The organism is Streptomyces flavusporus, assembly GCF_046267975.1.
Classification (GTDB): domain Bacteria; phylum Actinomycetota; class Actinomycetes; order Streptomycetales; family Streptomycetaceae; genus Streptomyces; species Streptomyces flavusporus.
The window spans coordinates 7,182,635-7,203,591 of the sequence record NZ_CP176503.1 but is presented as its reverse complement, the minus strand read 5'-3'; the positions used below and the strand labels follow the sequence as shown (position 1 = coordinate 7,203,591).

Here is a 20,957-nt window from a genome sequence, read left to right as displayed (position 1 = left end):
AACCCCGGGCTTCGGATGGAACAAACTGTCGTAAGGCCTGACATATCGCGGCCAGTTGTCCACAGGCGAGTGACACGAATCGGTAACGGCAGCAAGAATGCGGGTTGTGGCGTCGCGCGGAACTTTTCACGCGTGGTGTCCGTGTTTCGGGGTGGGCCGGTTACGCGTCACAGAGCGTCGGCCCGTAAGAAAGAACGGGCCGAGGAGGGCCGGGTGACGACCTATGACGATCGAGCGAGCCTTACTGATCTGACTGCCACCGTGGATCGGGTCCGCAGTTCGGTGGAAGAAGTGATCGAGGGCAAGCCCGAGGTCGTACGGCTTTCGCTGACCGTACTGCTCGCCGAGGGGCACCTCCTGATCGAGGACGTCCCAGGGGTGGGCAAGACGATGCTGGCCAAGACGCTGGCGCGGTCCATCGACTGTTCGGTGCGGCGTATCCAGTTCACGCCCGACCTGCTGCCCTCGGACATCACCGGTGTGTCGATCTGGGATCAGCAGCGCCGGGATTTCGAGTTCAAGCCGGGCGCGATCTTCGCGCAGATCGTGATCGGCGACGAGATCAACCGCGCCTCGCCCAAGACGCAGTCCGCGCTGCTGGAGTCGATGGAGGAGCGTCAGGTCACCATCGACGGGCAGACCTACGAGCTGCCCAGCCCCTTCATGGTGGTGGCCACGCAGAACCCGGTCGAGATGGAGGGCACCTACCCGTTGCCGGAGGCCCAGCGCGACCGCTTCATGGCCCGTGTCTCCATCGGCTACCCCAGCGCGGAGGCCGAGCTGCAGATGCTGGACGTGCACGGCGGGGTGAACCCGCTGGACGACCTCCAGCCGGTGGCGCACGCGCACGAGGTCGTGAAGCTGATCGAGGCGGTACGCGGCGTCCACGTCGCCGACACGGTCCGGCGGTACGCCGTGGACCTGGTCGCCGCCACGCGCAACCACCCCGACCTCAGACTCGGCGCCTCCCCGCGCGCGACGCTGCACCTGCTGCGCGCGGCGAAGGCGTCCGCCGCCCTCAGCGGCCGGGAGTACGCCCTGCCGGACGACGTGCAGGCCCTCGCCGTCGCCGTGCTGGCCCACCGTCTGCTGCCCACCGCCCAGGCCCAGCTCAACCGCCGCACCGCGGAGCAGGTGGTCCAGGAGATCCTGCAGCACACCCCCGTGCCGGCGGCGCCCCAGCAGAACGGTTTCGGCCTGGGGCACGGCTCGCCGGCCTACGGCCAGCAGCCGCCCCGGAGGCTGTGATGTCCACCGCGGCGGGCCCGGGCCATGCCGAGACCGACCGGGGCGACAAGGGCGGCGTGCGCACGGCCCTGGCCGGTCTGACCACCCGCGGCCGCTCGTTCCTGGCCGCCGGGGTCGCCGCCGCCGTCTGCGCCTACGTCCTGGGCCAGAGCGACCTGCTCCGGGTGGGGCTGCTGCTGGCGGTCCTGCCGCTGGTGTGCGCGACGGTGCTGTACCGCACCCGCTACCGGGTCGCCGGCAGCCGCAGGCTCTCCCCCGCGCGCGTGTCCGCCGGTGCCGAGGCCCGCGTCCATCTGCGGATGGACAACGTCTCGCGGCTGCCCACGGGTCTGCTGATGCTCCAGGACCGGGTGCCGTACGTGCTCGGCCCGCGCCCCCGCTTCGTACTCGACCGGGTGGAGGCCGGCGGCCGCCGCGAGGTGTCGTACCGGGTCCGCTCCGATCTGCGCGGCCGCTATCCGCTGGGCCCGCTGCAGTTGCGCCTGACCGACCCGTTCGGGATGTGTGAGCTGACCCGGTCCTTCTCGACGTACGACACGCTGACGGTGATCCCGCGCGTGGAGCCGCTTCCGCCGGTGCGGTTCAGCGGGGAGGCGAAGGGGTACGGCGACGGGCGGCAGCGCTCGCTCGCCCTGGCCGGCGAGGACGACGTGATCCCGCGCGGCTACCGCTACGGCGACGACCTGCGCCGGGTGCACTGGCGCTCCACCGCCCGGTACGGCGAGTTGATGGTGCGCCGCGAGGAACAGCCGCAGCGTTCCCGCTGCACGGTGCTGCTCGACACCCGGGGCATAGCCTTCCGCGGTGCGGGCCCGGACTCGGCCTTCGAGTGGGCGGTGGGCGGCGCCGCGTCGGTGCTGGTGCACATGCTCGAACGGGGCTTCTCCGTACGGCTGTTGACGGACACCGGCAGCTCGGTGCCCGGTGAGGGTGCCGACGGGTTCGCGGGCGCGAGCCAGGAGTCGGCGGACGCGGCGGGGCTGATGATGGACACCCTCGCGGTGATCGACCACTCCGACGGCACCGGCCTGTCCCGTGCCTACGACGTGCTGCGCGGCGGGAACGAAGGGCTGTTGGTGGCCTTCTTCGGCGACCTCGACGAGGAGCAGGCCACGGTGGCCGCGAAGATGCGCCAGCGCAGCGGCGGCGCGCTCGCCTTCGTCCTGGACAGCGAGGCATGGCGGCGGGAACCGACCGATGTGCCCGGCCCGTTGGACGGGAACGAGGAGCGGCTGCGAATGCTGCGCGAGGCCGGCTGGACGGTCGTGAGCGTTCCGCGGGGCGCTTCGCTGCACGACCTGTGGCGTCAGGCCGACCGCGAGCGTACGGGCATTGTGGCGGCGGGCGGGGCCAGCGGCGGGGAGGGGCGTTGATGAGCGGGCAGGCACGTATGGCGCTGTGCGCGACGGCGGCGACGCTGATGGCCGCGTGCGCCCTGCTGCCGTTGGTCGACGAACCCATGTGGTTCCTGCAGGCGGCCGTGCTGCTCGCGATCCAGGCCGGCGTGGGCGCGGCGGCCCGGCGGGTGCCGCTGGCCCGCCCCCTGACGGTGGCCGTGCAGGCTCTGGTCACGCTGATGCTGCTGACCCTGGTGTTCGCCCGGGAGTACGCGCTCGCGGGGCTGCTCCCGGGTCCGGACGCCTTCGTGCACTTCGCCGACCTGCTCCAGCAGGGCACGGACGACGTCGGGCGGTATGCCATCCCCGCGCCGCTGTCCGACGGCATCAAGCTGATGCTCATCGGCGGTGTTCTGGTGATCGGCCTGGCCGTGGACGTCCTCGCGGTGACCTTCCGCAGCGCGGCTCCGGCCGGGCTGCCGCTGCTCGCGCTGTACTCGGTGGCCGCGGGGCTGTCCGACGGCGCCGGCGGCTGGGTGTGGTTCCTGATCGCGGCGGCCGGCTATCTGATGCTGCTGCTCGCCGAGGGGCGGGAGCGGCTCTCGCAGTGGGGCCGGGTCTTCGGCGGGGCACCGCGCACTCCGGGCGGGGAGCCCGGTTCTCCGGTGGCGCCGGTGCGCACCGGGCGGCGGATCGGCGTGGTCGCGCTGGGCGTCGCCCTGGTGGTGCCGCTGGCCCTGCCCGCCATGAACGGCGGACTGCTGGACAGCGCCGGGACGGGCGTGGGCTCGGGCAGCGGAGGCGGCGGCACGATCTCCGCGGTGAACCCGCTGGTGTCGCTGCGCGACAGTCTGAACGTCGACGAGGACCGCACGGTCATGACCGTGCGCACCAGCACCAACGACATCTCCAACCTGTACCTGCGGATCGTCTCGCTGGACGATTTCGACGGCACGACCTGGAAGCCGTCCCGCCGGAACATCGTCGCGGTGCCGGACGAGTTGCCCACGCCCACCGGCCTGGGACCCGACGTCCGGCGCTCGGAGGTCCGTACGCGCGTCGCTGCCGCGGACTGGTATGCGCAGGACTGGCTGCCGATGCCGTACCCGCCGAGCGGCGTGCAGGTCGACGGCAGCTGGCGGTACGAGCCGGTGGGTATGACGCTGGTCGGCGACCACGGTCAGAACACCCGGGGCGCGAACTACGAGGTGACCAGCCTCGATGTGCGCCCGACCGCCGAGCAGCTCGCCTCGGCGCCGGCGCCGCCCGGCGCCCTGGAGCGCGAGTTCACCGAGGTGCCCGATTCCCTGCCGTCCGTGGTGTCGAGGACGGCCCGCCAGATCACGGACGGCGCGGCCAACCCTTATGAGCAGGCGGTCAAGCTCCAGGAGCACTTCGCCCTGACCGGCGGGTTCCAGTACGACACCGAGGTGGAGGTCGGCGGCGGCTCCGACGCGATCGCCCGCTTCCTGCGGGACAAGCGGGGCTTCTGCGTCCACTTCTCCTTCGCGATGGCGTCAATGGCCCGCACGCTCGGGATACCGGCCCGCGTCGCGGTGGGCTTCGCACCCGGTACGCCGCAGGCGGACGGCACGGTGACGGTGGGGCTGCGCGACGCGCACGCATGGCCCGAGCTGTACTTCGAGGGCGTGGGCTGGACCCGCTTCGAGCCGACGCCGAACCGGGGCACGACGCCCACATACACGCAGCCGGAGATACCGGGCAGCAGTGTCCCGGACCTGCCGGAGGCCTCCAGCTCGGCGGACGCGGCTCCTTCGGCGGCGCCGTCGACGAGCGAGAGCTGCTCGGCGGACGACAAGCGGCTCGAGGTGTGCGGTGGGGCGCTGCCGCTGGACCCGGGGACCTCGGACGACGAGGGCCGGCCCTGGTATCAGACCGCGGGCTGGATACTCCTGGGGCTGGCGGTGGTCGTGATACCGCTGCTGCCGATGTTGTGGCGGCTGAGAAGGCGGTCGGTGCGGCTGGCGTCGGCCCGGCACACAGCGGCGGCAGCGCAGGGTGTGCTCACCAGGGAGCGGGGCGGCGCGGGCCGTGGCGACGTGGTGGAGGCGTCGGCTCTGCAGGTGGAGCCTTCCGAGCAGCACGTCGCCGAGGTGACCGCCGGACATGTGCTGGCGGTGTGGCGCGAACTCACGGACACGGCCTGGGACTACGGCATCGTGCCGGACGACGCGCTGACTCCGCGGAAGGCGGCCGCCCGGATCGTGCGGCTCGGGCATCTGGACGAACGGACGGCCGAGTCGGTGCACCGGGTGGCGAGTGCCGTGGAGCAGGTGCTGTTCGCACCACGGCCGCGGGCCGAGGCCGGGCTGGCGGACGAGGTGCGCAGGCTGCGCGTGGCGCTAGGGTCCAGGGCGGGCTGGCGGACCCGGGTGCGGGCGGTCGTCGCGCCCCGTTCGGCCATCCGCGCCGTCTGGGACCTCACCGACCGCTGGGCGGCCGTCAAGGCCCGTCTGGCCACCCGCTGGGCGGCGCTGGTACGGCGCCCGTCCGGTCAGCAGAGCGGCTGAGGCGACAGGGCGACAGACAGCCGTGGCCCCGTCAGGGCATGCGTGAGGGGTTGCCGCCCGTCGGGCGGCAACCCCTCACCTACGTCATCGGGAGCTGATCGTGGGAATCAATGGCCCTGTTGTTCGTCGCGGCGTCGCTGCCAGCGCTGTTCGATGCGATCCATCATCGAGCGTCGCTGGCGTCCCTGACGGCCGGCCTGCTGACCACCGTCGGCGGGCTGTTCCCCCGGCCTGGGGGCCTTGCGCCAGCCGGTCACGGCGAGTACCGCGCAGCCCAGCATGACCAGGAAGCCCACCACGCTGAGCCAGACCTGCTTGGCGACCATTCCGGCCATGAGGAGCGCGATACCTACGAGGAAGCCCGCGACCGCCTGGTAGACCCGTCGCCGGGTGTACGTACGCAGCCCGCTTCCCTCAAGCGCTGTCGCGAACTTGGGATCTTCGGCGTACAGCGCTCGCTCCATCTGCTCGAGCATGCGCTGCTCGTGCTCTGAGAGCGGCACGGAGTCCTCCTCATCGTGCAGTCGCCGGGGCGACCCGGGGGTCCCTTCAGGATAGGCAGGGAATCGCCCCCGTGAAACCCGCCCCTCTGCGCCATTTGGCCAACCGGAATCCGCCATGGTCGGACCGGCCCGCTGAGGCTTCCATTCCCCGACGGCCGCCCCGTCATGCCGGTCGGTCTCCCTCGATCATACGGCGGGAAGGCCCCGATCGGGGGGCCTGTGGCGTACTCCATCTGCAACCAACGCGCTGATCAGCGGCGCGCCCCGGCAGGCTGCTCAGGCTTCGGCAGCCCCTGGCGTCTCGCCGAGCACATGAAGCTGCGTGGCCACCGCGTGGAACGCCGGCACCTCGGCCGCCGCGGCCTCCAGCTTCAGCAGGGCGTCCATGGCTCCGGGCTCGGTGTCCACCAGCACTCCGGGCACGAGGTCGGCGAAGACCCGTACGCCGTGCACGGCGCCGACCCGGAGGCCGGCGGCCTCGACCAGTTCGGTCAGCTGGTCGGCGGTGAAGCGGCGGGGCATCGGATCGCCGGCTCCCCAGCGGCCGTGCGGATCGTCGAGGGCCTGCTTGGCCTCCTTGAAGTGGCCCGCGAGGGCGCGCGCGAGGACGGCACCGCCCAGACCGGCGGCGAGCAGGCTGAGGACGCCTTCGGGGCGCAGCGCGGCCACCGCGTTGCGGATGCCCTCGGCCGGGTCGTCGACGTACTCCAGGACGCCGTGGCACAGCACCGCGTCGTAGCCGCCGCGCTCGACCACGTCGAACAGGCCGTGGGCGTCGCCCTGCACACCCCGCACCCGGTCGGCGACGCCGGCCTCGGCGGCACGGCGCTCCAGGGCGAACAGCGCGTTCGGGCTGGGGTCCACGACCGTGACCCGGTGTCCGAGGCGGGCGACAGGCACCGCGAAGTTGCCACTGCCGCCTCCGGTGTCGAGGACGTCCAGCGACTCCCGGCCCGTGGCCTTGACCCGGCGGTCCAGGGCGTCCTGGAGGACCTCCCAGACCACGGCTGTACGGAGAGAAGCGCGGGGGCGCATCGGGTCCGACACGGCAGTTGACTCCATCGGCGCGGCACCGCCTCGGGGCGGAGCGAACGGGCTGCCTTCCCGGACCCGGGGTGCGGGAGGGGATGGCTTCAGGCGCTCTCCACCCTATTGCCTCCACGGCCCTGCCTGGTCACTCCTGTGGTCCCGCCCTGGTGGTGATCCGAGCCGGGGTCGCGGTCCGCCGCCTCGTCCGCGTCCGGACTTGGCTGGGGCAGGACCGGCTGGAGTACCAGCATCCGCTCGACGAGGCGGATGAACATCGCCACGTCGCGTATCAGGTCGTCGGCGTCCCGGCGGCTGGCCGCGCCCTTGATGCCCGCTTCGGCCCGGGCGCGGCGTCGGGCCCCCGAGGCGAACAGGGCGCTCCACTCCGTGAGTTCGGGCGCGATTTCGGGGAGCACTTCCCACGCGCTCCGGATCCGGGCCCGGCGTCGGGGGTTGGTCTCCGGGCGTCCCCGCGCGGCGAGGACGGCGGCGGCGGTGCGCAGGGCGGCGAGGTGGGCCGTCGCGTAGCGCTCGTTCGGCGTTTCGAGGACGGTTGCCTCGTCGAGTCCGGCACGGGCCTGGGCGAGCAGGTCGAGGGCGGCGGGCGGGGCCGTGGCCCGGCGGAGCACGGGGTGCACATCGCTCGCCGGGCCGGTCAGTGAGGGGGCAGGGCCGGTGGCGCGGCGCCGGCGTGCGGCGGCTGCGGACGAGTTGGCCATGACGAACCTCCTGTCGTCTGTGTGACGGCACGCCCTGATAAGGGGTGCCGTATGTGCCCATCGTGAGGTATGGCACTGACAATCCGTCTGACCTGGGCTTTTGCTTCGATCGAAGGTTCGGGCTAGATTTTGCACTGACCAGTCAGTTCAAAAATTCCTGGGGGAACTGTGGGGGGACTCGCCGTCACTGCCCGCGACTTCGGGCTCAGAGGGCCTCGCGGCTGGGCCTTCCGCGGCGTCTCCTTCACCACGGAGCCCGGCTCGCTGATCGCGGTCGCGGGACCGTCGGGCTCGGGCCGTACGAGCCTGCTGCTCGCGCTGACCGGACGGATGAAGGCCACCGAGGGGACGGCGACCGTCGGCGAGGCCCGGCTGCCGAAGCAGTCGGCGGCCCTGCGCCGGGTCAGCGGGCTCGCGCACGTTCCCGGCGTGACCGACCTCGACCCCGCCCTGACCGTGGCGGAGCACCTGCACGAACGGGCCTTGCTGCAGAGCCGCTTCGGGGACTCGCTGCGGGGGCTGCTGCGGCCGCGCGCCGAACGCGCGAACGAGGCGAAACTGCGGATCGACACCGCCCTGGCCGCCGCGGGCCTCGACCGGCAGGCCCTGCCCAAGGGCTCCCGGACCGCCGTACGCGACCTGGAGCGCCTGGAGGCGCTGCGCCTGTCCGTTGCCCTGGCCCTCATCGGACGCCCGCGACTGCTGGGCGTGGACGACACCGACCTGAAGCTCTCCCCCGCCGAACAGGGCGAGGTCTGGGCCCTGTTGAGGTCGATCGCCGAGGCCGGGACGACGGTGCTGGCGGTGTGCAGCGAGGCTCCGGAGGACGCGGTCGTGGTGTCCACGCAGACCCGCGACAACGACGTACGGGCGCCCGAAGACCAGCCGGAAGACCAGCCGGAAGACCAGGCTCTGGACCACGAGGTGAAGGAGGCGTCGAATGCGCTCGCCGAAACTGGCCGCTCTTGAGCTGCGCCGCTTCGGGCGCGGCAAGCTGCCCCGCGCCGCCCTGGTGGCGCTCCTGCTGCTGCCCCTGCTGTACGGCGCGCTCTACCTGTGGTCCTTCTGGGACCCGTACGGCCGCCTCGACCGGCTCCCCGTGGCGCTGGTCAACGACGACAAGGGGGCGACCGCGGACGGGAAGAAGGTCAACGCGGGCGACGACATCGTGGCGGGGCTGCGCGACAGCGAGGTCTTCGACTGGCATGAGGTGAGCGCCGCCGAGGCCCGCGCGGGCGTCGAGGACGGCACGTACTACCTGTCGCTGACCATGCCGGCCGACTTCAGTGCGCGCATCGCCTCCAGCGCGGGCGACTCTCCCGAGACGGGCGCCCTTCAGGTCCGTACGAACGACGCGAACAACTACATCGTCGGCCAGATCTCCCAAACGGTGTTCAGCGAGGTGCGTACGGCGGCGTCCACGAAGGCGTCGCGGTCGTTCCTGGACCGGATCTTCATTTCGTTCTCCGACATCCACGGCGAGACGGTCAAGGCCGCGAGCGGCGCCGACAAGCTCAGGAGCGGCATCGGCACGGCGGAGAAGGGCTCTAAGGATCTCGCTGACGGCCTGAAGGACGCCGAGGACGGCAGCGGGAAGCTGGCCAAGGGCCTGAAGAAGCTCAACAAGGGCGCCGACGACCTGGAGGACGGTTCGAAGCGGGTCGCGGAGGGGACGCAGGCTCTTGCGGACAAGGTGAACGGGGTCGCGGACAAGGTGGGGCCCTTCCTCAAGGACAACGAGAAGACCATCGGGGACACGGCCCAGCTCGTCGCCGACTCGTCCGGGGCGATCCGCGACAACCTCGAGACCCTGGTGAAGCGGGCGCCGACGGCCGCCAAGGATGCCCGGGCGGCCTCCGACACGCTGAACGACGTCCACAAGAGGCGCTGCGAGACTCCCGTACTGCCCGATGCGGCCTGCTCCGACCTGGAGAAGGCCAAGGACGCGGCGGCCGACGCGGCGACGATCGCCGACGACGTCAACACACTGATCACCGATCACGACAGCGACCTGAAGAAGCTGGACGACCATCTCGCCACCCTGGAGGAGCAGTCCCAGGCCCTCGCCGACCGCGCCCCGCACCTCTCCGAGAACCTCGACGACGCCGTCTCCAGGATCAACAAGCTGAACGAAGGGGCAGGAAAGGTCGCCACGGGTGCGAAGTCGCTGCACACCGGGCTCGGTACCGCCAAGACCGGCGCCGTGGACCTCGACAAGGGCGTCGGCGACCTCAGGACGGGCGCGGACGACCTCAGCGGTGGCATGTTCAAGCTCGTCGACGGTTCCGGGAAGCTCGCGAACGGGCTGCACGACGGCGCCGAGCAGATTCCCGACTACGACAAGCAGCAGCGCGACGCGCGGACGGAGGTCATGGCGGACCCCGTCCAGCTCGCCTCCAAGACGCTGCACAAGGCGCCCAACTACGGCACCGGTTTCGCCCCGTACTTCATCCCGCTGTCCCTGTGGGTGGGTGCGATGGTGGCGTACATGCTGATCCCGCCGCTCAACCGGCGGGCGCTGGCCACCGGCGCCTCGGCCTGGCGGATCGCCCTGGCGGGCTGGCTGCCGGTGCTGGCGATCGGCGTACTCCAGACGGTGGCCCTGATGTCGGTGCTGCACTGGGCGGTCGGGCTGGAGATGGCGCGGGCGGCCGGGACGGTGGGCTTCCTGTTCCTGGTGACGGCGTGCTTCGCGGCGCTGATCCAGTGGCTGAACGCCCGCTTCGGAGCCGCCGGCCGCATCCTGGTTCTCGCCCTGCTGATGCTGCAACTGACATCCGCGGGCGGCACCTATCCCGTGCAGACCAGCCCGGACTTCTTCAACGCGCTGCACCCCTTCTTACCGATGAGTCACGTCGTCGAGGCCCTCAGGAGGCTCATCTCGGGTGGTGGCCTGGAACCCGTGTGGCACGCGTGCGTGGTGCTGGCCGCCTTCACCGCGGGCGCCCTCGCGCTCACCGCGCTGTCGGCCCGGCGCCGGCAGGTGTGGACCCTGGACCGGCTGCACCCGGAGCTGAGCCTGTGAACGCACCTCCCGCCGCTGCGAGGGAGCGGCTTCCTGTGACAATCGGGGCCATGGAAAGCAGCAGCACCGCCTCGGGGGCCAGCACACGCCGAGAGGCCACCCGGCAGAAGCTCTACGAAGCGGCCGTCACGCTCATTGCGGAGCAGGGCTTCTCCGCCACCACGGTGGACGAGATCGCCGAGCGGGCCGGGGTCGCGAAGGGCACGGTCTACTACAACTTCGCCAGCAAGTCCGTCCTCTTCGAGGAGCTGCTGCGGCACGGCGTGGGCCTCCTCACCGCCTCCCTCCGGGAGGCGGCCGAGCAGACGGCGAAGGAGGGCGGCACCAAGGTGGCCGCCCTGGATGCGATGATCCGGGCCGGGCTCGTCTTCATCGACCGGTATCCGGCCTTCACCCAGCTGTACGTGGCCGAGCTGTGGCGTACCAACCGGGCCTGGCAGTCCACCCTGCTGGTGGTCCGGCAGAAGGCGGTGGCGGTCGTCGAGGACGTGCTGCGCGAGGGCATCGAGAACGGCGAGTTCAGCGAGGAGATCGACGTGCCGCTGACGGCGGCGGCGCTCGTCGGCATGGTGCTGGTGGCCGCACTGGACTGGCAGGCGTTCCAGCCGGAGCGTTCCCTGGACGACGTCCACGCAGCCCTCTCACGGCTGCTCCAGGGGCGGGTCAGCGGGCGCCCCTAGGCAGCGGGTCAACGGGCGCCCTTAGGCAGCACGAACAGGCAGCACGAAAGCGCCGGTCCGAGATGGCCGCGTCCCCCGCGGGCCACTCGAACCGGCGCTTCCCTGTGCGCCCCCGTTTCCCCCGTTGGGCCCTCTTCTCCCCCGTCGGGCCCCTTCGGTCCTCCCCCGGACTCCCCCGTGCCTCGCTCCCGCCGACCGGGGCCGGCGGAAGGAGCGGATCGTGGGCCGGGCCGTTCCGGCGCCCCGTGTCGCCGGTGCCGGCGCCGTGCCCCTCTCCGTGCCTCCACTCTCTCGTTCGCGCAGGTCGGCCCCCATCCGCGCGCGTACTCATCTCGTCGCCTGAGTACGGATACTCAGCCGTACGCACTCGCCCCCAGGACGCGTCGGCCACGGCTGGTCACGATCGCGTCCGTGTCCGTGCTCCCCCTGGTGTTCACCAGCGGCTGGGCCAGCGGCGTCAACGCGTACGCGGTGGTGCTGGTGCTCGGCTTCTTCGGTGCGACGGGACTGAGCGACGAGGTCCCCGAGTCGCTGCAGCGCCCCGAGGTGCTGATCACGGCGGGTGTGCTGTTCCTGGGCGAGGCGGTCGCCGACAAGATCCCCTACGTCGACTCGGCGTGGGACTCGGTGCACACGCTGATCCGGCCGGCCAGCGGGGCCTGGATCGGGGCGCTGCTCGCGGGCCAGAGCGGTTCGCTTTCCGATCTGACGGCGGGCGCCATCGGCGGTTCGACGGCGCCGGCCAGCCATGCGGTCAAGGCCGGCACGCGGATGGCGGTCAACAGCTCGCCGGAACCCATCAGCAACGTGATCATCAGCGTGGCCGAGGATCTCGGGGTCGGTGGGATCGTCACGTTCGCGATGTTCCATCCGGAGGCGGCGGCCGTCATCGCCGGCGTGCTGCTGGTCGCCGGGCTGATCATGCTGTACTTCCTCGTCTCTCGTATCCGCCGCTTCCAGCGCCGCAGGGCGCAGCGCCGGGAGGAACGGCGACTGGCGGCGCGGGCCGGACCACCGCCCAGCTGACCTCCGGGCCATGGGAGCGTGCAGGTCACAGGCCCGCGGGCGGATTGTCAGCGGCGGCCGATAAAGTCGCAGGCATGGCACGGATTGCGGTGATCGGCGCCGGGATGGGCGCGATGGCGGCTGCTGCCCGGCTGGCCGTCGCGGGCCACCGGGTTGCGGTGTACGAGCGGACGGAGACGTACGGCGGCGCGGTGCGCCGACTGGAGCGGGAGGGGTTCTCCTTCGACACCGGCCCCGGGCTGCTGCCTCTGCCCGCGGTCCACCGCGACCTGTTCCTCAAGACCGGCAAGGAGCCGCTGGAGGCGTGCGTCGAGCTGATCCAGGTCGACCCGTCGGCCCGGCATGTCTTCGCGGACGGCACCGAGGTGTCGCTGCCGAACGCCTCGCGCGCGGGAGCGGTCGCCGCCCTGGACGAGGCGCTGGGGTCGGGGGCGGGCGGACGCTGGGGCGACTTCCTGGTGCGGGCCCGCGAGGCCTGGGACCGGACCCGCAGGCCTCTCCTGGAGGAGCCCCTGTGGCCGAACTGGCCGGTGCTGGCAGAGCGTGAGCCCTACCCCGCCGTCCCGCACAAGCGGCTGCTGCGCACCCGCCGGGCCGGCACGCTCGCCGAGGTCGGCGCCTGGGAGCTGCGCGATCCCCGGCTGATCGCCCTGCTGGAGAGCCAGGCCCTCGCGTACGGCCTGGACCCGCGCGTCGCTCCGGCCGCCGCCGCCGTGCTGCCGTACATGGATCACGCCTTCGGCACCTGGTACGTGCGCGGTGGCATCCGGGAGCTCGCACGCGCGGTGTACGAGCGTTGCCTGGCCCGGCGGGTCGAGTTCGTCTTCGACGCCGAGGTGACGACGGTGCTGGAGAAGGACGGCCGGGCCGCGGGGGTGGAACTCGCCGACGGGACGGTGGCGGAGGCGGACTTCGTGGTCGCCGGTGTCGCACCGGAGGTGCTGAGCCGTGCCGTGCCCGCTACGGCGATACGGGGGGCAGGCGAGGTCCCGGGGCAGCGCGGGCTGCCGAGCCGTCTGACGGTGCTGCTGGCGCTGCGCGGCAGGCGTCCGGAGGGGACGGTTCATCGGACGGTGGTGCACGCGGAGGACCGCGAGCTCGAGCTGGAGTCCCTGTTCGGCACGCCCGCGGGGATGGCCGCCCGTCCCACGGTCACGGTGCTGCGGCCCGACGATCCCCAGCTGGTCCCGGACCCCGCGCACGAGGCGGTCACGCTGACCGCCACGGTCGCCTCCATGCCGGGTGAGCGGAGCCGGGCCGACGCGGAGGTCCTCGACCGGCACACAGAGGCCATGATCACCGTCGCCGAACGCGTCATACCCGACCTGCGGGACCGCCTCCTCTGGCGCGAGCTGCGTACTCCGGCCGACATCGCGGAGGTGACCGGCGCGGAGGGCGGGGCGGTGCCGGCACCGGCTCTGGCGGCGGCCGGGGGCCGGCTGCTGCACCCGTCGAACACGACCGGGCTGCCTGGCCTGTTCACCGTCGGCGGCTGGTCTCACCCGGGCGGCGGTCTCCCCCATGCCGGCATGTCGGGCGCCCTGGTGGCGGGGCTGATCGTGGAGGGTCCTGACTTCCGCGGATCTCAGTGAGAGGCGGCGTTCAGAAGCGGTACCGCTCGTCGTACTCGTTCCCCTGCGCCTGACCGTCGCCCTGGTACGGGTAGGGCTGCTCGGGCGGGAGTTCCCCGCCGTAGGCGTCGTCGGTGCTGCGCTGCTGCGGTACCCACACGCCGCCGGGCGGCGTGTGGCCGCCGTAGCTGCCGGTGGCGTACTGGTCCTGGCCGTAGGCCTGCTGACCGTACTGCTGCTGGTCGTAGCCGGTGTCGTACGCGGCACCGCCGTAGGTCTGGGTGCCGATGTACGGGTCGGAGTACGCGGCGTACTGCTGCTGGCCGGTGGTGTCGTAGCCGTACTGCTGCTGGCCGTAGGAGTAACCGTCGTAGGCGTAGTTCTGATCGGCACTCTGGGCGGCCGTCGCGTACTGGTCCTGGGTCTGCCCCGCGGCGTACGCGGTGTCGCCGTATATGCCGTACGAGCCGGTGTCGTCGGGCATCGGCTGCGGTTCGTACACGGCGGTGGTTTCGGCGGCCGCGGAAGCGGCGGCGGAGCGGGCGGGTGTGAAGACGTCGTCGCGGTCGTGGTCGTCCTGGCCTTGGGCGCCGCCCGCGTGACCGTACTGGGCGTCGGCGTCGCCGTAGTCGCCCGCTTCCAGATCGGAGACCTCGAGGGTCGGGTCCTGGTGCTCCGGCTCGCCGCGGCGGCGCTTGCTGCCGCCCAGGCCCGAACGCCCGGTGACCGCCCAGCCGGCGGCGAAACCGCGGCGGAACGACAGCGTGACGTATGTCTGCCCGACCGCGAAGGCGGCGGCGCCCAGTCCGATCACGACGACGGACGGGATCAGTACACCGACGACGACACCGAGGAAGCCGACGAACGCCAGCAGCCGCCAGCGAAGCCGTGCCTTGTACTGCAGCAGCACCTCGCCGAGCAGCCACAGCGCGACGATGCCGAACGCGATGTAGAGGACCGTCCAGCCCATGTACGCCCCTCTCCCAGTGGCCGCTACGCAGTGTGTCGTATGAGCGTGCGACCGGTCTAGGCCCGCGGTGGGTGGTGCAGGCCCAGATTCTCGTAGATTTCCAGCGTCGCCGTGGAGTTGTTGAGCGTGATGAAGTGCAGTCCGGGCACTCCCTCGGCCAGCAGCCGCGCGCAGAACTCCGTGGCGAACTCGATCCCCATGGAGCGTACAGCGGCCGGATTGTCTTTTGCTGTGAGGATTCGCTCTTTCAAGGTGGACGGAAGGTGAGCGTTACTGAGCTGCGGCAGTCGTTCCAGCATCCGGAGGCTGGTCACGGGCATGACCTCCGGGATGACCGGGGTCTCACAGCCGGCCACCGCGACCCGGTCGCGCAGCCGGAGATAGGACTCCGGCTGGAAGAACATCTGGGTGATCGCGTAGTCGGCGCCGGCGCGGCACTTGTCGACGAAGTGCGTGACGTCCGTGTCCCAGTCGCTGGAGCGTGGGTGCATCTCCGGGAAAGCCGCGACGCCGACGCAGAAGTCGCCCGACTCCTTGATGAGCCGGACAAGTTCGGCGGCGTAGGTGAGGCCCTTGGGATGCGGCACCCACTCTCCCATCGGGTCGCCGGGCGGGTCGCCGCGCAGAGCGAGCATGTTGCGGATGCCGGCGTCGGCGAACTGGCCGATGACGTTGCGCAGTTCGGTGATGGAGTGGTCGACCGCGGTGAGGTGGGCGACCGGGGTGAGGGTGGTGTCGGCGACGATCTGCTCGGTCTCCTTGACCGTGCTCGCGCGCGTTGAACCGCCGGCACCGTACGTCACGGAGACGAAGTCGGGGGCCACCGCCTCGACCCTGCGGAGGGCGTTCCACAGGCTGCGCTCACCCTTGGCGGTCTTCGGCGCGTAGAACTCGAACGAGTACGTCGTCTTGCCGGTGGCGAGCATGTCGCGCACGGTACGTGCGCGATCAGTCCTGGTGGATGCAGTTCCGAGGGCCATACGGGCAGGTTAGCCAGGGGGCGGCGGTCCCCCAACCGGATGCCGTAAATTTGCCCGATTTGTCGGCTTGTTGTCCATCCCTTGGACACCTTGGACAAACGTGCGTGTCACGCCTGCCGCAGCCGCTTGGCGAACTCCGCCGCGGCCGCACCAGGGTCGTCCGCCTCCGTGATGGCCCGTACGACCACGACCCGGCGGGCGCCCGCGTCGAGCACCTGGTCGAGGTTGCCGAGGTCGATGCCGCCGATGGCGAACCAGGGGCGGTCGGTGCCGAGCCCCGCCGTGTACCGCACCAGGTCGAGGCCGGGGGCATGGCGGCCGGGCTTGGTGGGGGTGGGCCAGCAGGGGCCGGTGCAGAAGTAGTCCACGCCGTCCTGGACGTCGGCCGCGGCGGCCTCGGACTCCGCGTGTGTGGAACGGCCTATGAGGATGTCGTCGCCGAGGATCGCCCGGGCGGCGGGGACAGGGAGATCGCCCTGGCCGAGGTGGAGTACGTCCGAGCCGGCGGCGTGCGCGACATCCGCGCGGTCGTTGACCGCGAGGAGCCTGCCGTGCCGGGCGCAGGCCTCGGCGAACACCTTCAGGTGCTCCAGCTCCTCGGCCGCCTCCATGTCCTTGTCGCGCAGCTGCACGATGTCGACCCCGCCCGCCAGGACCGCGTCCAGGAACTCCGGCAGATCGCCCTGGCGCTTGCGCGCGTCCGTGCACAGGTACACCCGGGCGTCGGCGAGCCTGGCGCGGGCGGTGGCGGCGGTGGCGGTGGCGGTCATGTGTCCCCCGTTGTGGGTGGCGTACGGGCTGCGGGTGAGCGCGCTGGACAGCGGCCGTGGCCTGCGCGCGCCGCGGCCCGTACGCCGGACGGTTTTCGGATCAGACGGCGAGCGCCTGGGCGCGGCGCTTCACCTCCGTGCCGCGATTCTCGCTCAGCGCCTGCGCGGGGGTGCCGGGCAGGGTGGGGTCGGGGGTGAACAGCCACTCCAGCATCTCTTCGACCGTGAAGCCGTCGTCCCGCAGGAGCGTCAGGGTCCCGGACAGGCCCTTGACGACCTTGTCCCCGTCGATAAAGGCGGCGGGGACGTGCAGCGCGCGGTTCTCGCCGCGGCGTACGGCGATGAGCTGGCCATCCTTGACCAGCTGTCGCACGCGCGTCACCTCGACACCGAGCTTTTCGGCGATATCGGGAAGGGTGAGCCAGGCGGGGACGAGAGCGTCGATCTTTGTGTCAATCTCGGTCACGGAAACTAGCCTGCCATCCCCCACTGACAGTCGGAAGCCAGACCGGTCCGACCTGGGGCGACGACCACTGGGACGGACCGGGAGCAAGGGGCCGTCCGGGCGGTGCCTACGACGGCTGCGCCACCGCAGATTTCAGCGGCCGCGCCGGGTCCGCCAGCAGTTCCGGGTTCATCGGTGTGCCGGCCTCGATCAGCCGTCGTCCCTGGGCCAGATCCCTCGGGCGGCCCACCGCCAGCAGGGCGACGAGCCGGTTCTCGCGCAGCCAGCAGACGGTCCAGGCGGGGCCGGACGGGTCGCCGCGCCATACGGTGCGGTCGGCGGACGTGTGGTGGCCGGCGTACTGGACGAAGCGGCCGAACTGCTCGGACCAGAAGTACGGCACCGGGTCGTAGACCACCGGGGCCTCGCCGGTCGCCTCGCCGATGATGTTCGCGGCCACCGTACGAGGGCCCTGCAGGGCGTTGTCCCAGTGGTGGACCAGAAGGCGCTCGCCATACCTTCCCGAAGGGAAGGAGGCGCAGTCTCCCACCGCGTAGACGTCCGGCGCGGAGGTGCGCAGGTGCTGGTCGGCCACGACCTCGCCGGATGCGCCGAGCTCGATGTCGGCGCCGGTGAGCCAGGCGGTGGCGGGCCGGGCGCCGATACCGACCACGACCGCACCGGCGGGCAGCCGCGAACCGTCGTCGAGCACGACCGCGCCGGGCTCGATCCGCGCCACGCGCGCGTGCGTGCGCAGTACGGCACCGCTGTCCGCGTACCAGTCCGCCATCGGCGCGGCCACCTCGGCGGGCAGCGCCCCGGCGAGCGGGCGGTCCGCGGCCTCCACGACCGTCACGGCGCAGCCCGCCTCGCGCGCGGCCGTGGCGAACTCCGCGCCGATCCAGCCCGCACCGACCACGACGATGTCGTGCTGGCGGGCGAGCACGGGCCGCAGCCGCTCGGCGTCGTCCAGGGTGCGCAGCAGATGCACGCCGGGGACGCCCTCCGCGCCCGGCAGCGTGATCGGTTCGGCACCGGTCGCGAGGACCAGGACGTCGTACGGCACCGGCCCGGCGGCCGTGTCGAGCTCGTGCTCGTCGGGGCGGACGCCGAGGACGTCGCGCCCGAGGTGCAGCTCGATGTCGAGCGCCTCGAAGTCGACATCGAAGGCGGAGCCCTCCGCCGTGCCGAGCAGGACGGCCTTGGACAGCGGCGGACGGTCGTACGGCTGGTGGGGCTCGGCGCCGATCAGTGTCACGGTGCCGGTGAAGCCCTGTTCCCGCAGGGCGACCGCGGTCTGCACACCGGCCATGCCCGCACCGACCACGACCACGCGCCGCGGCTGCGACAGCCCCGTCTCCTGCGTCTGCTCGCTCACTTGATCACCATAGTCAACTGACTTTCTGTCAGTCAGGGGGTGGGCTCGGTGACCTGCTCCACAGCGCCGGAAGTCCAGGCGATCGCCGGGCCGAGCACCGGGTCAGATGGCTGCCCGCGCACTCGGCCCAGATATCGCGCGCGTGTCCCGCTCGTGGTACTTGAACCCTCCCCCTGCTGAAGACAGGGGGATTCCTGGCTCAGGAAGCCGCCCGAAGCAGCGCCTCGGAAGGTCTTACTCCCTCAACACCAGCCGGGTTGGAACCAGCCCGGTTGCCCCAGAGACTGGGAGGTTGTTGCACTGGCTTGGTTCTCGCACAGCACGCCGTAACACTACCACTACCGCGCGTAGGTGTAAGCGAGGCCGTCGAGCGGGCGGGGCATGACAACAGGCTCCCTTACAGAGGCGTGGATTCAGAGGCTAGGGTGGCCAACGTAGAGCACTCGCGGGAGCCCGGACGCACCGGGCTGAGAGGGAGGCTGGCGGCCTCCGACCGTACGAACCTGATCCGGGTCATGCCGGCGAAGGGAGGGGCGCAGCGCCTGTGTCGTCATCCACACGTACGTCAGAAGTCCTCGTCATCGGGGGCGGAATCATCGGTCTGGTCACGGCCTGGCGGGCCGCGCAACGCGGCTTCGCCACCGCCGTCGTGGACCCCGAACCCGGCGGCGGGGCCGCCCAGGTGGCGGCGGGGATGCTGGCCGCCGTCACGGAACTGCACTACGGCGAGCAGACCCTGCTCGGCCTGAACCTGGCCTCGGCCCGCCGCTATCCGGACTTCGCGGCCGAGCTCACCGACCTCACCGGCCACGACCTCGGCTACCGCCAGTGCGGCACGCTCGCCGTCGCCCTGGACGCCGACGACCGCGCCCATCTGCGGGAACTGCACGCACTGCAACGGCAGTCGGGCCTGGACTCGGAGTGGCTGTCCGGACGGGACTGCCGGCGCCTGGAACCGATGCTCGCGCCGGGGGTGCGCGGCGGGCTGCGGGTCGACGGCGACCACCAGATCGACCCGCGGCGGCTCACGGGGGCGCTGGTGACCGCGTGCGAGCGGGCGGGCGTGGTCTTCCGCCGGGAGTGGGCGGAAAGGCTCGTGGTCGTACGGGACCGGGCCGCGGGAGCCGTCACGCGCGCGGGCACCTACCTGGCCGCCGGGCAGGTGGTCCTGGCCGCGGGGAGCCTCAGCGGGCGGCTCGCGGGCGTCCCGGACGCCGTCCTGCCTCCGGTACGGCCCGTGAAGGGACAGGTGCTGCGGCTGACCGTGCCGAAGCGGTACGCGCCGTTCCTGAGCCGGACCGTGCGCGCGGTCGTCCGCGGCAGCCATGTCTACCTGGTGCCGCGCGAGAGCGGCGAGCTGGTCGTCGGGGCGACCAGTGAGGAGCTCGGCTGGGACACGACGGTCACGGCCGGGGGCGTGTACCAGCTGCTGCGGGACGCGCACGAGCTGGTGCCCGGCATCACCGAGCTGCCGCTGACCGAGACGCGGGCCGGACTGCGCCCCGGCTCGCCCGACAACGCGCCCCTGCTCGGACCGACCGGGCTGGACGGACTGCTGCTGGCCACCGGGCACTACCGCAACGGCGTCCTGCTGACCCCCGTCACCGGCGACGTCATGGCGCATCTGCTCACCACCGGCGAACTCCCGGACGTGGCCCGCCCCTTCACCCCGAAACGCTTCAGCGCAGTACTCACGGAGCAGCCCGCATGAACATGCACGGAGCAGCCCGCATGACCATCTCCGTCAACGGCGAGCCGCGCGAGGTCGAGCCCGGCACGGCTCTCGACGTCCTGGTGAAGACCCTCACGGCAGCCCCCTCCGGAGTGGCCGCCGCCCTCAACGAAACCGTCGTCCCGCGCGCGCAGTGGCCGACCACACCCCTCTCCGAGGGGGACCGTGTCGAAGTCCTCACCGCCGTCCAAGGAGGCTGACCCATGGCCGACGATCCCTTTGTCCTGGGTGGTACGACCTTCACGTCCCGGCTGATCATGGGCACCGGGGGTGCGCCCAGCCTCGACGTGCTGGAGCGGGCGCTGGTGGCTTCCGGAACGGAGCTGACCACGGTGGCCATGCGGCGGGTGAATCCCGACGTGCACGGGTCCGTGCTGTCGGTGCTGGACCGGCTGGGGATTCGGGTGCTGCCGAACACCGCGGGGTGTTTCACCGCGGGTGAGGCCGTGCTCACGGCCCGGCTGGCGCGGGAGGCGCTCGGGACGGAGCTGGTCAAGCTGGAGGTCATCGCCGACGAGCGGACGCTGCTGCCGGATCCGATCGAGCTGCTGGAGGCGGCGGAGACGCTGGTGGACGACGGGTTCACGGTGCTGCCGTACACGAACGACGATCCCGTGCTGGCGCGGAAGCTTCAGGACGTGGGGTGTGCCGCGATCATGCCGCTGGGGTCGCCGATCGGGTCGGGGCTCGGGATTCGCAATCCGCACAACTTCCAGTTGATCGTGGAGCACGCGCGTGTGCCGGTGATTCTGGATGCGGGGGCCGGTACGGCGTCGGACGCGGCGTTCGCGATGGAGCTGGGGTGCGCGGGTGTGATGCTCGCCTCGGCCGTGACGCGGGCGCAGGAGCCGGTGCTGATGGCTGACGCCATGCGGCATGCGGTGGAGGCGGGGCGGCTGGCGTTCCGGGCGGGGCGGATCCCTCGGCGGCACTTCGCGGAGGCGTCTTCTCCTGTGGAGGGGATCGCTGCGCTGGACCCTGAGCGGCCTGCCTTTTGAGTTCGTGGGTTCCGT

Annotated in this window: 19 protein-coding genes and 1 riboswitch; of the genes, 11 read left to right on the top strand and 8 right to left on the bottom strand. The window is 71.8% G+C overall.

Annotated elements, in window-relative coordinates:
- The first annotated feature begins 213 nt into the window (after nt 1-213).
- Genes ACKTSN_RS34015 through ACKTSN_RS34005 form a run of 3 tightly spaced genes read left to right on the top strand, consistent with a single transcriptional unit; the run spans nt 214 to nt 5,116 of the window.
- Nucleotides 214-1,248 carry an AAA family ATPase gene (locus ACKTSN_RS34015; protein WP_409472623.1) on the top strand — a complete coding sequence of 345 codons (1,035 nt, stop codon included), beginning with the start codon at nt 214-216 and terminating at the stop codon, nt 1,246-1,248.
- Nucleotides 1,248-2,621: a DUF58 domain-containing protein gene (locus ACKTSN_RS34010; protein WP_409472622.1), complete on the top strand. Its 1,374-nt coding sequence runs from the start codon at nt 1,248-1,250 to the stop codon at nt 2,619-2,621. The genes ACKTSN_RS34015 and ACKTSN_RS34010 overlap by 1 nt, the downstream gene beginning before the upstream one ends.
- The gene (locus ACKTSN_RS34005) at nt 2,621-5,116 is read left to right on the top strand and encodes a transglutaminase TgpA family protein (RefSeq protein ID WP_409472621.1); all 2,496 of its coding nucleotides are present in this window, start codon (nt 2,621-2,623) and stop codon (nt 5,114-5,116) included. Before ACKTSN_RS34010 ends, ACKTSN_RS34005 begins: the two co-directional genes overlap by 1 nt.
- A 107-nt stretch (nt 5,117-5,223) precedes the next feature.
- Here the strand turns inward: ACKTSN_RS34005 and ACKTSN_RS34000 are convergent, their stop codons facing one another.
- The 3 genes from ACKTSN_RS34000 to ACKTSN_RS33990 all read right to left on the bottom strand — a co-directional run bounded on the left by ACKTSN_RS34000 (nt 5,224) and on the right by ACKTSN_RS33990 (nt 7,367).
- Entirely contained in the window at nt 5,224-5,619 is a 396-nt protein-coding gene (locus ACKTSN_RS34000) for a DUF3040 domain-containing protein (protein WP_409472620.1), read from the bottom strand.
- Between the two features lie 276 nt (nt 5,620-5,895).
- Nucleotides 5,896-6,666, bottom strand: coding sequence for a methyltransferase (locus ACKTSN_RS33995; RefSeq protein WP_409472619.1), 771 nt, complete (start codon nt 6,664-6,666; stop codon nt 5,896-5,898).
- Between the two features lie 86 nt (nt 6,667-6,752).
- Nucleotides 6,753-7,367 (bottom strand): SAV_6107 family HEPN domain-containing protein, encoded by a 615-nt coding sequence (locus ACKTSN_RS33990; RefSeq protein WP_409472618.1) that lies wholly within the window; start codon nt 7,365-7,367, stop codon nt 6,753-6,755.
- 168 nt (nt 7,368-7,535) lie between these two features.
- On the opposite strand from ACKTSN_RS33990, the gene ACKTSN_RS33985 reads away from it, so the two are divergent.
- The 5 genes from ACKTSN_RS33985 to ACKTSN_RS33965 all read left to right on the top strand — a co-directional run bounded on the left by ACKTSN_RS33985 (nt 7,536) and on the right by ACKTSN_RS33965 (nt 13,690).
- Nucleotides 7,536-8,336 carry an ATP-binding cassette domain-containing protein gene (locus ACKTSN_RS33985; RefSeq protein WP_409472617.1) on the top strand — a complete coding sequence of 267 codons (801 nt, stop codon included), beginning with the start codon at nt 7,536-7,538 and terminating at the stop codon, nt 8,334-8,336.
- Nucleotides 8,308-10,392 carry a YhgE/Pip family protein gene (locus ACKTSN_RS33980; RefSeq protein ID WP_409472616.1) on the top strand — a complete coding sequence of 695 codons (2,085 nt, stop codon included), beginning with the start codon at nt 8,308-8,310 and terminating at the stop codon, nt 10,390-10,392. Before ACKTSN_RS33985 ends, ACKTSN_RS33980 begins: the two co-directional genes overlap by 29 nt.
- Nucleotides 10,393-10,442: 50 nt before the next feature.
- Nucleotides 10,443-11,072, top strand: coding sequence for a TetR/AcrR family transcriptional regulator (locus tag ACKTSN_RS33975; protein WP_409472615.1), 630 nt, complete (start codon nt 10,443-10,445; stop codon nt 11,070-11,072).
- A gap of 411 nt (nt 11,073-11,483) precedes the next feature.
- Entirely contained in the window at nt 11,484-12,098 is a 615-nt protein-coding gene (locus ACKTSN_RS33970; RefSeq protein ID WP_409472614.1) for a DUF4126 domain-containing protein, read from the top strand.
- Nucleotides 12,099-12,172: 74 nt separating this feature from the next.
- The gene (locus tag ACKTSN_RS33965) at nt 12,173-13,690 is read left to right on the top strand and encodes a phytoene desaturase family protein (protein ID WP_409472613.1); all 1,518 of its coding nucleotides are present in this window, start codon (nt 12,173-12,175) and stop codon (nt 13,688-13,690) included.
- A 10-nt stretch (nt 13,691-13,700) separates the two neighbouring features.
- On the opposite strand, the gene ACKTSN_RS33960 is transcribed toward ACKTSN_RS33965, so the two are convergent.
- The 5 genes from ACKTSN_RS33960 to ACKTSN_RS33940 all read right to left on the bottom strand — a co-directional run bounded on the left by ACKTSN_RS33960 (nt 13,701) and on the right by ACKTSN_RS33940 (nt 18,212).
- Nucleotides 13,701-14,639 (bottom strand): hypothetical protein, encoded by a 939-nt coding sequence (locus ACKTSN_RS33960; protein WP_409472612.1) that lies wholly within the window; start codon nt 14,637-14,639, stop codon nt 13,701-13,703.
- 56 nt (nt 14,640-14,695) lie between these two features.
- The gene (gene metF, locus ACKTSN_RS33955) at nt 14,696-15,619 is read right to left on the bottom strand and encodes a methylenetetrahydrofolate reductase [NAD(P)H] (protein WP_409472611.1); all 924 of its coding nucleotides are present in this window, start codon (nt 15,617-15,619) and stop codon (nt 14,696-14,698) included.
- A 107-nt stretch (nt 15,620-15,726) separates the two neighbouring features.
- Nucleotides 15,727-16,389 carry a thiamine phosphate synthase gene (gene thiE, locus ACKTSN_RS33950; protein WP_409472610.1) on the bottom strand — a complete coding sequence of 221 codons (663 nt, stop codon included), beginning with the start codon at nt 16,387-16,389 and terminating at the stop codon, nt 15,727-15,729.
- A 100-nt stretch (nt 16,390-16,489) separates the two neighbouring features.
- The gene (locus ACKTSN_RS33945) at nt 16,490-16,855 is read right to left on the bottom strand and encodes an Rv2175c family DNA-binding protein (protein WP_385258703.1); all 366 of its coding nucleotides are present in this window, start codon (nt 16,853-16,855) and stop codon (nt 16,490-16,492) included.
- 106 nt (nt 16,856-16,961) lie between these two features.
- A complete protein-coding gene (locus ACKTSN_RS33940) occupies nt 16,962-18,212 on the bottom strand; it encodes an NAD(P)/FAD-dependent oxidoreductase (protein ID WP_409472609.1) in 1,251 nt (416 codons plus the stop codon).
- Between the two features lie 435 nt (nt 18,213-18,647).
- Nucleotides 18,648-18,760, top strand: a riboswitch (TPP riboswitch).
- On the opposite strand from ACKTSN_RS33940, the gene thiO reads away from it, so the two are divergent.
- From thiO to ACKTSN_RS33925, 3 genes are all read left to right on the top strand, one after another.
- A complete protein-coding gene (gene thiO, locus ACKTSN_RS33935) occupies nt 18,757-19,923 on the top strand; it encodes a glycine oxidase ThiO (protein ID WP_409472608.1) in 1,167 nt (388 codons plus the stop codon). (Overlaps the previous riboswitch by 4 nt.)
- 20 nt (nt 19,924-19,943) lie before the next feature.
- Nucleotides 19,944-20,144, top strand: a complete 201-nt coding sequence (gene thiS, locus ACKTSN_RS33930) for a sulfur carrier protein ThiS (RefSeq protein WP_385258713.1) — start codon at nt 19,944-19,946, stop codon at nt 20,142-20,144.
- 3 nt (nt 20,145-20,147) lie between these two features.
- On the top strand, nt 20,148-20,942 hold the full coding sequence (locus ACKTSN_RS33925) for a thiazole synthase (protein ID WP_224739039.1): 795 nt from the start codon (nt 20,148-20,150) through the stop codon (nt 20,940-20,942).
- Nucleotides 20,943-20,957 lie beyond the last annotated feature (15 nt).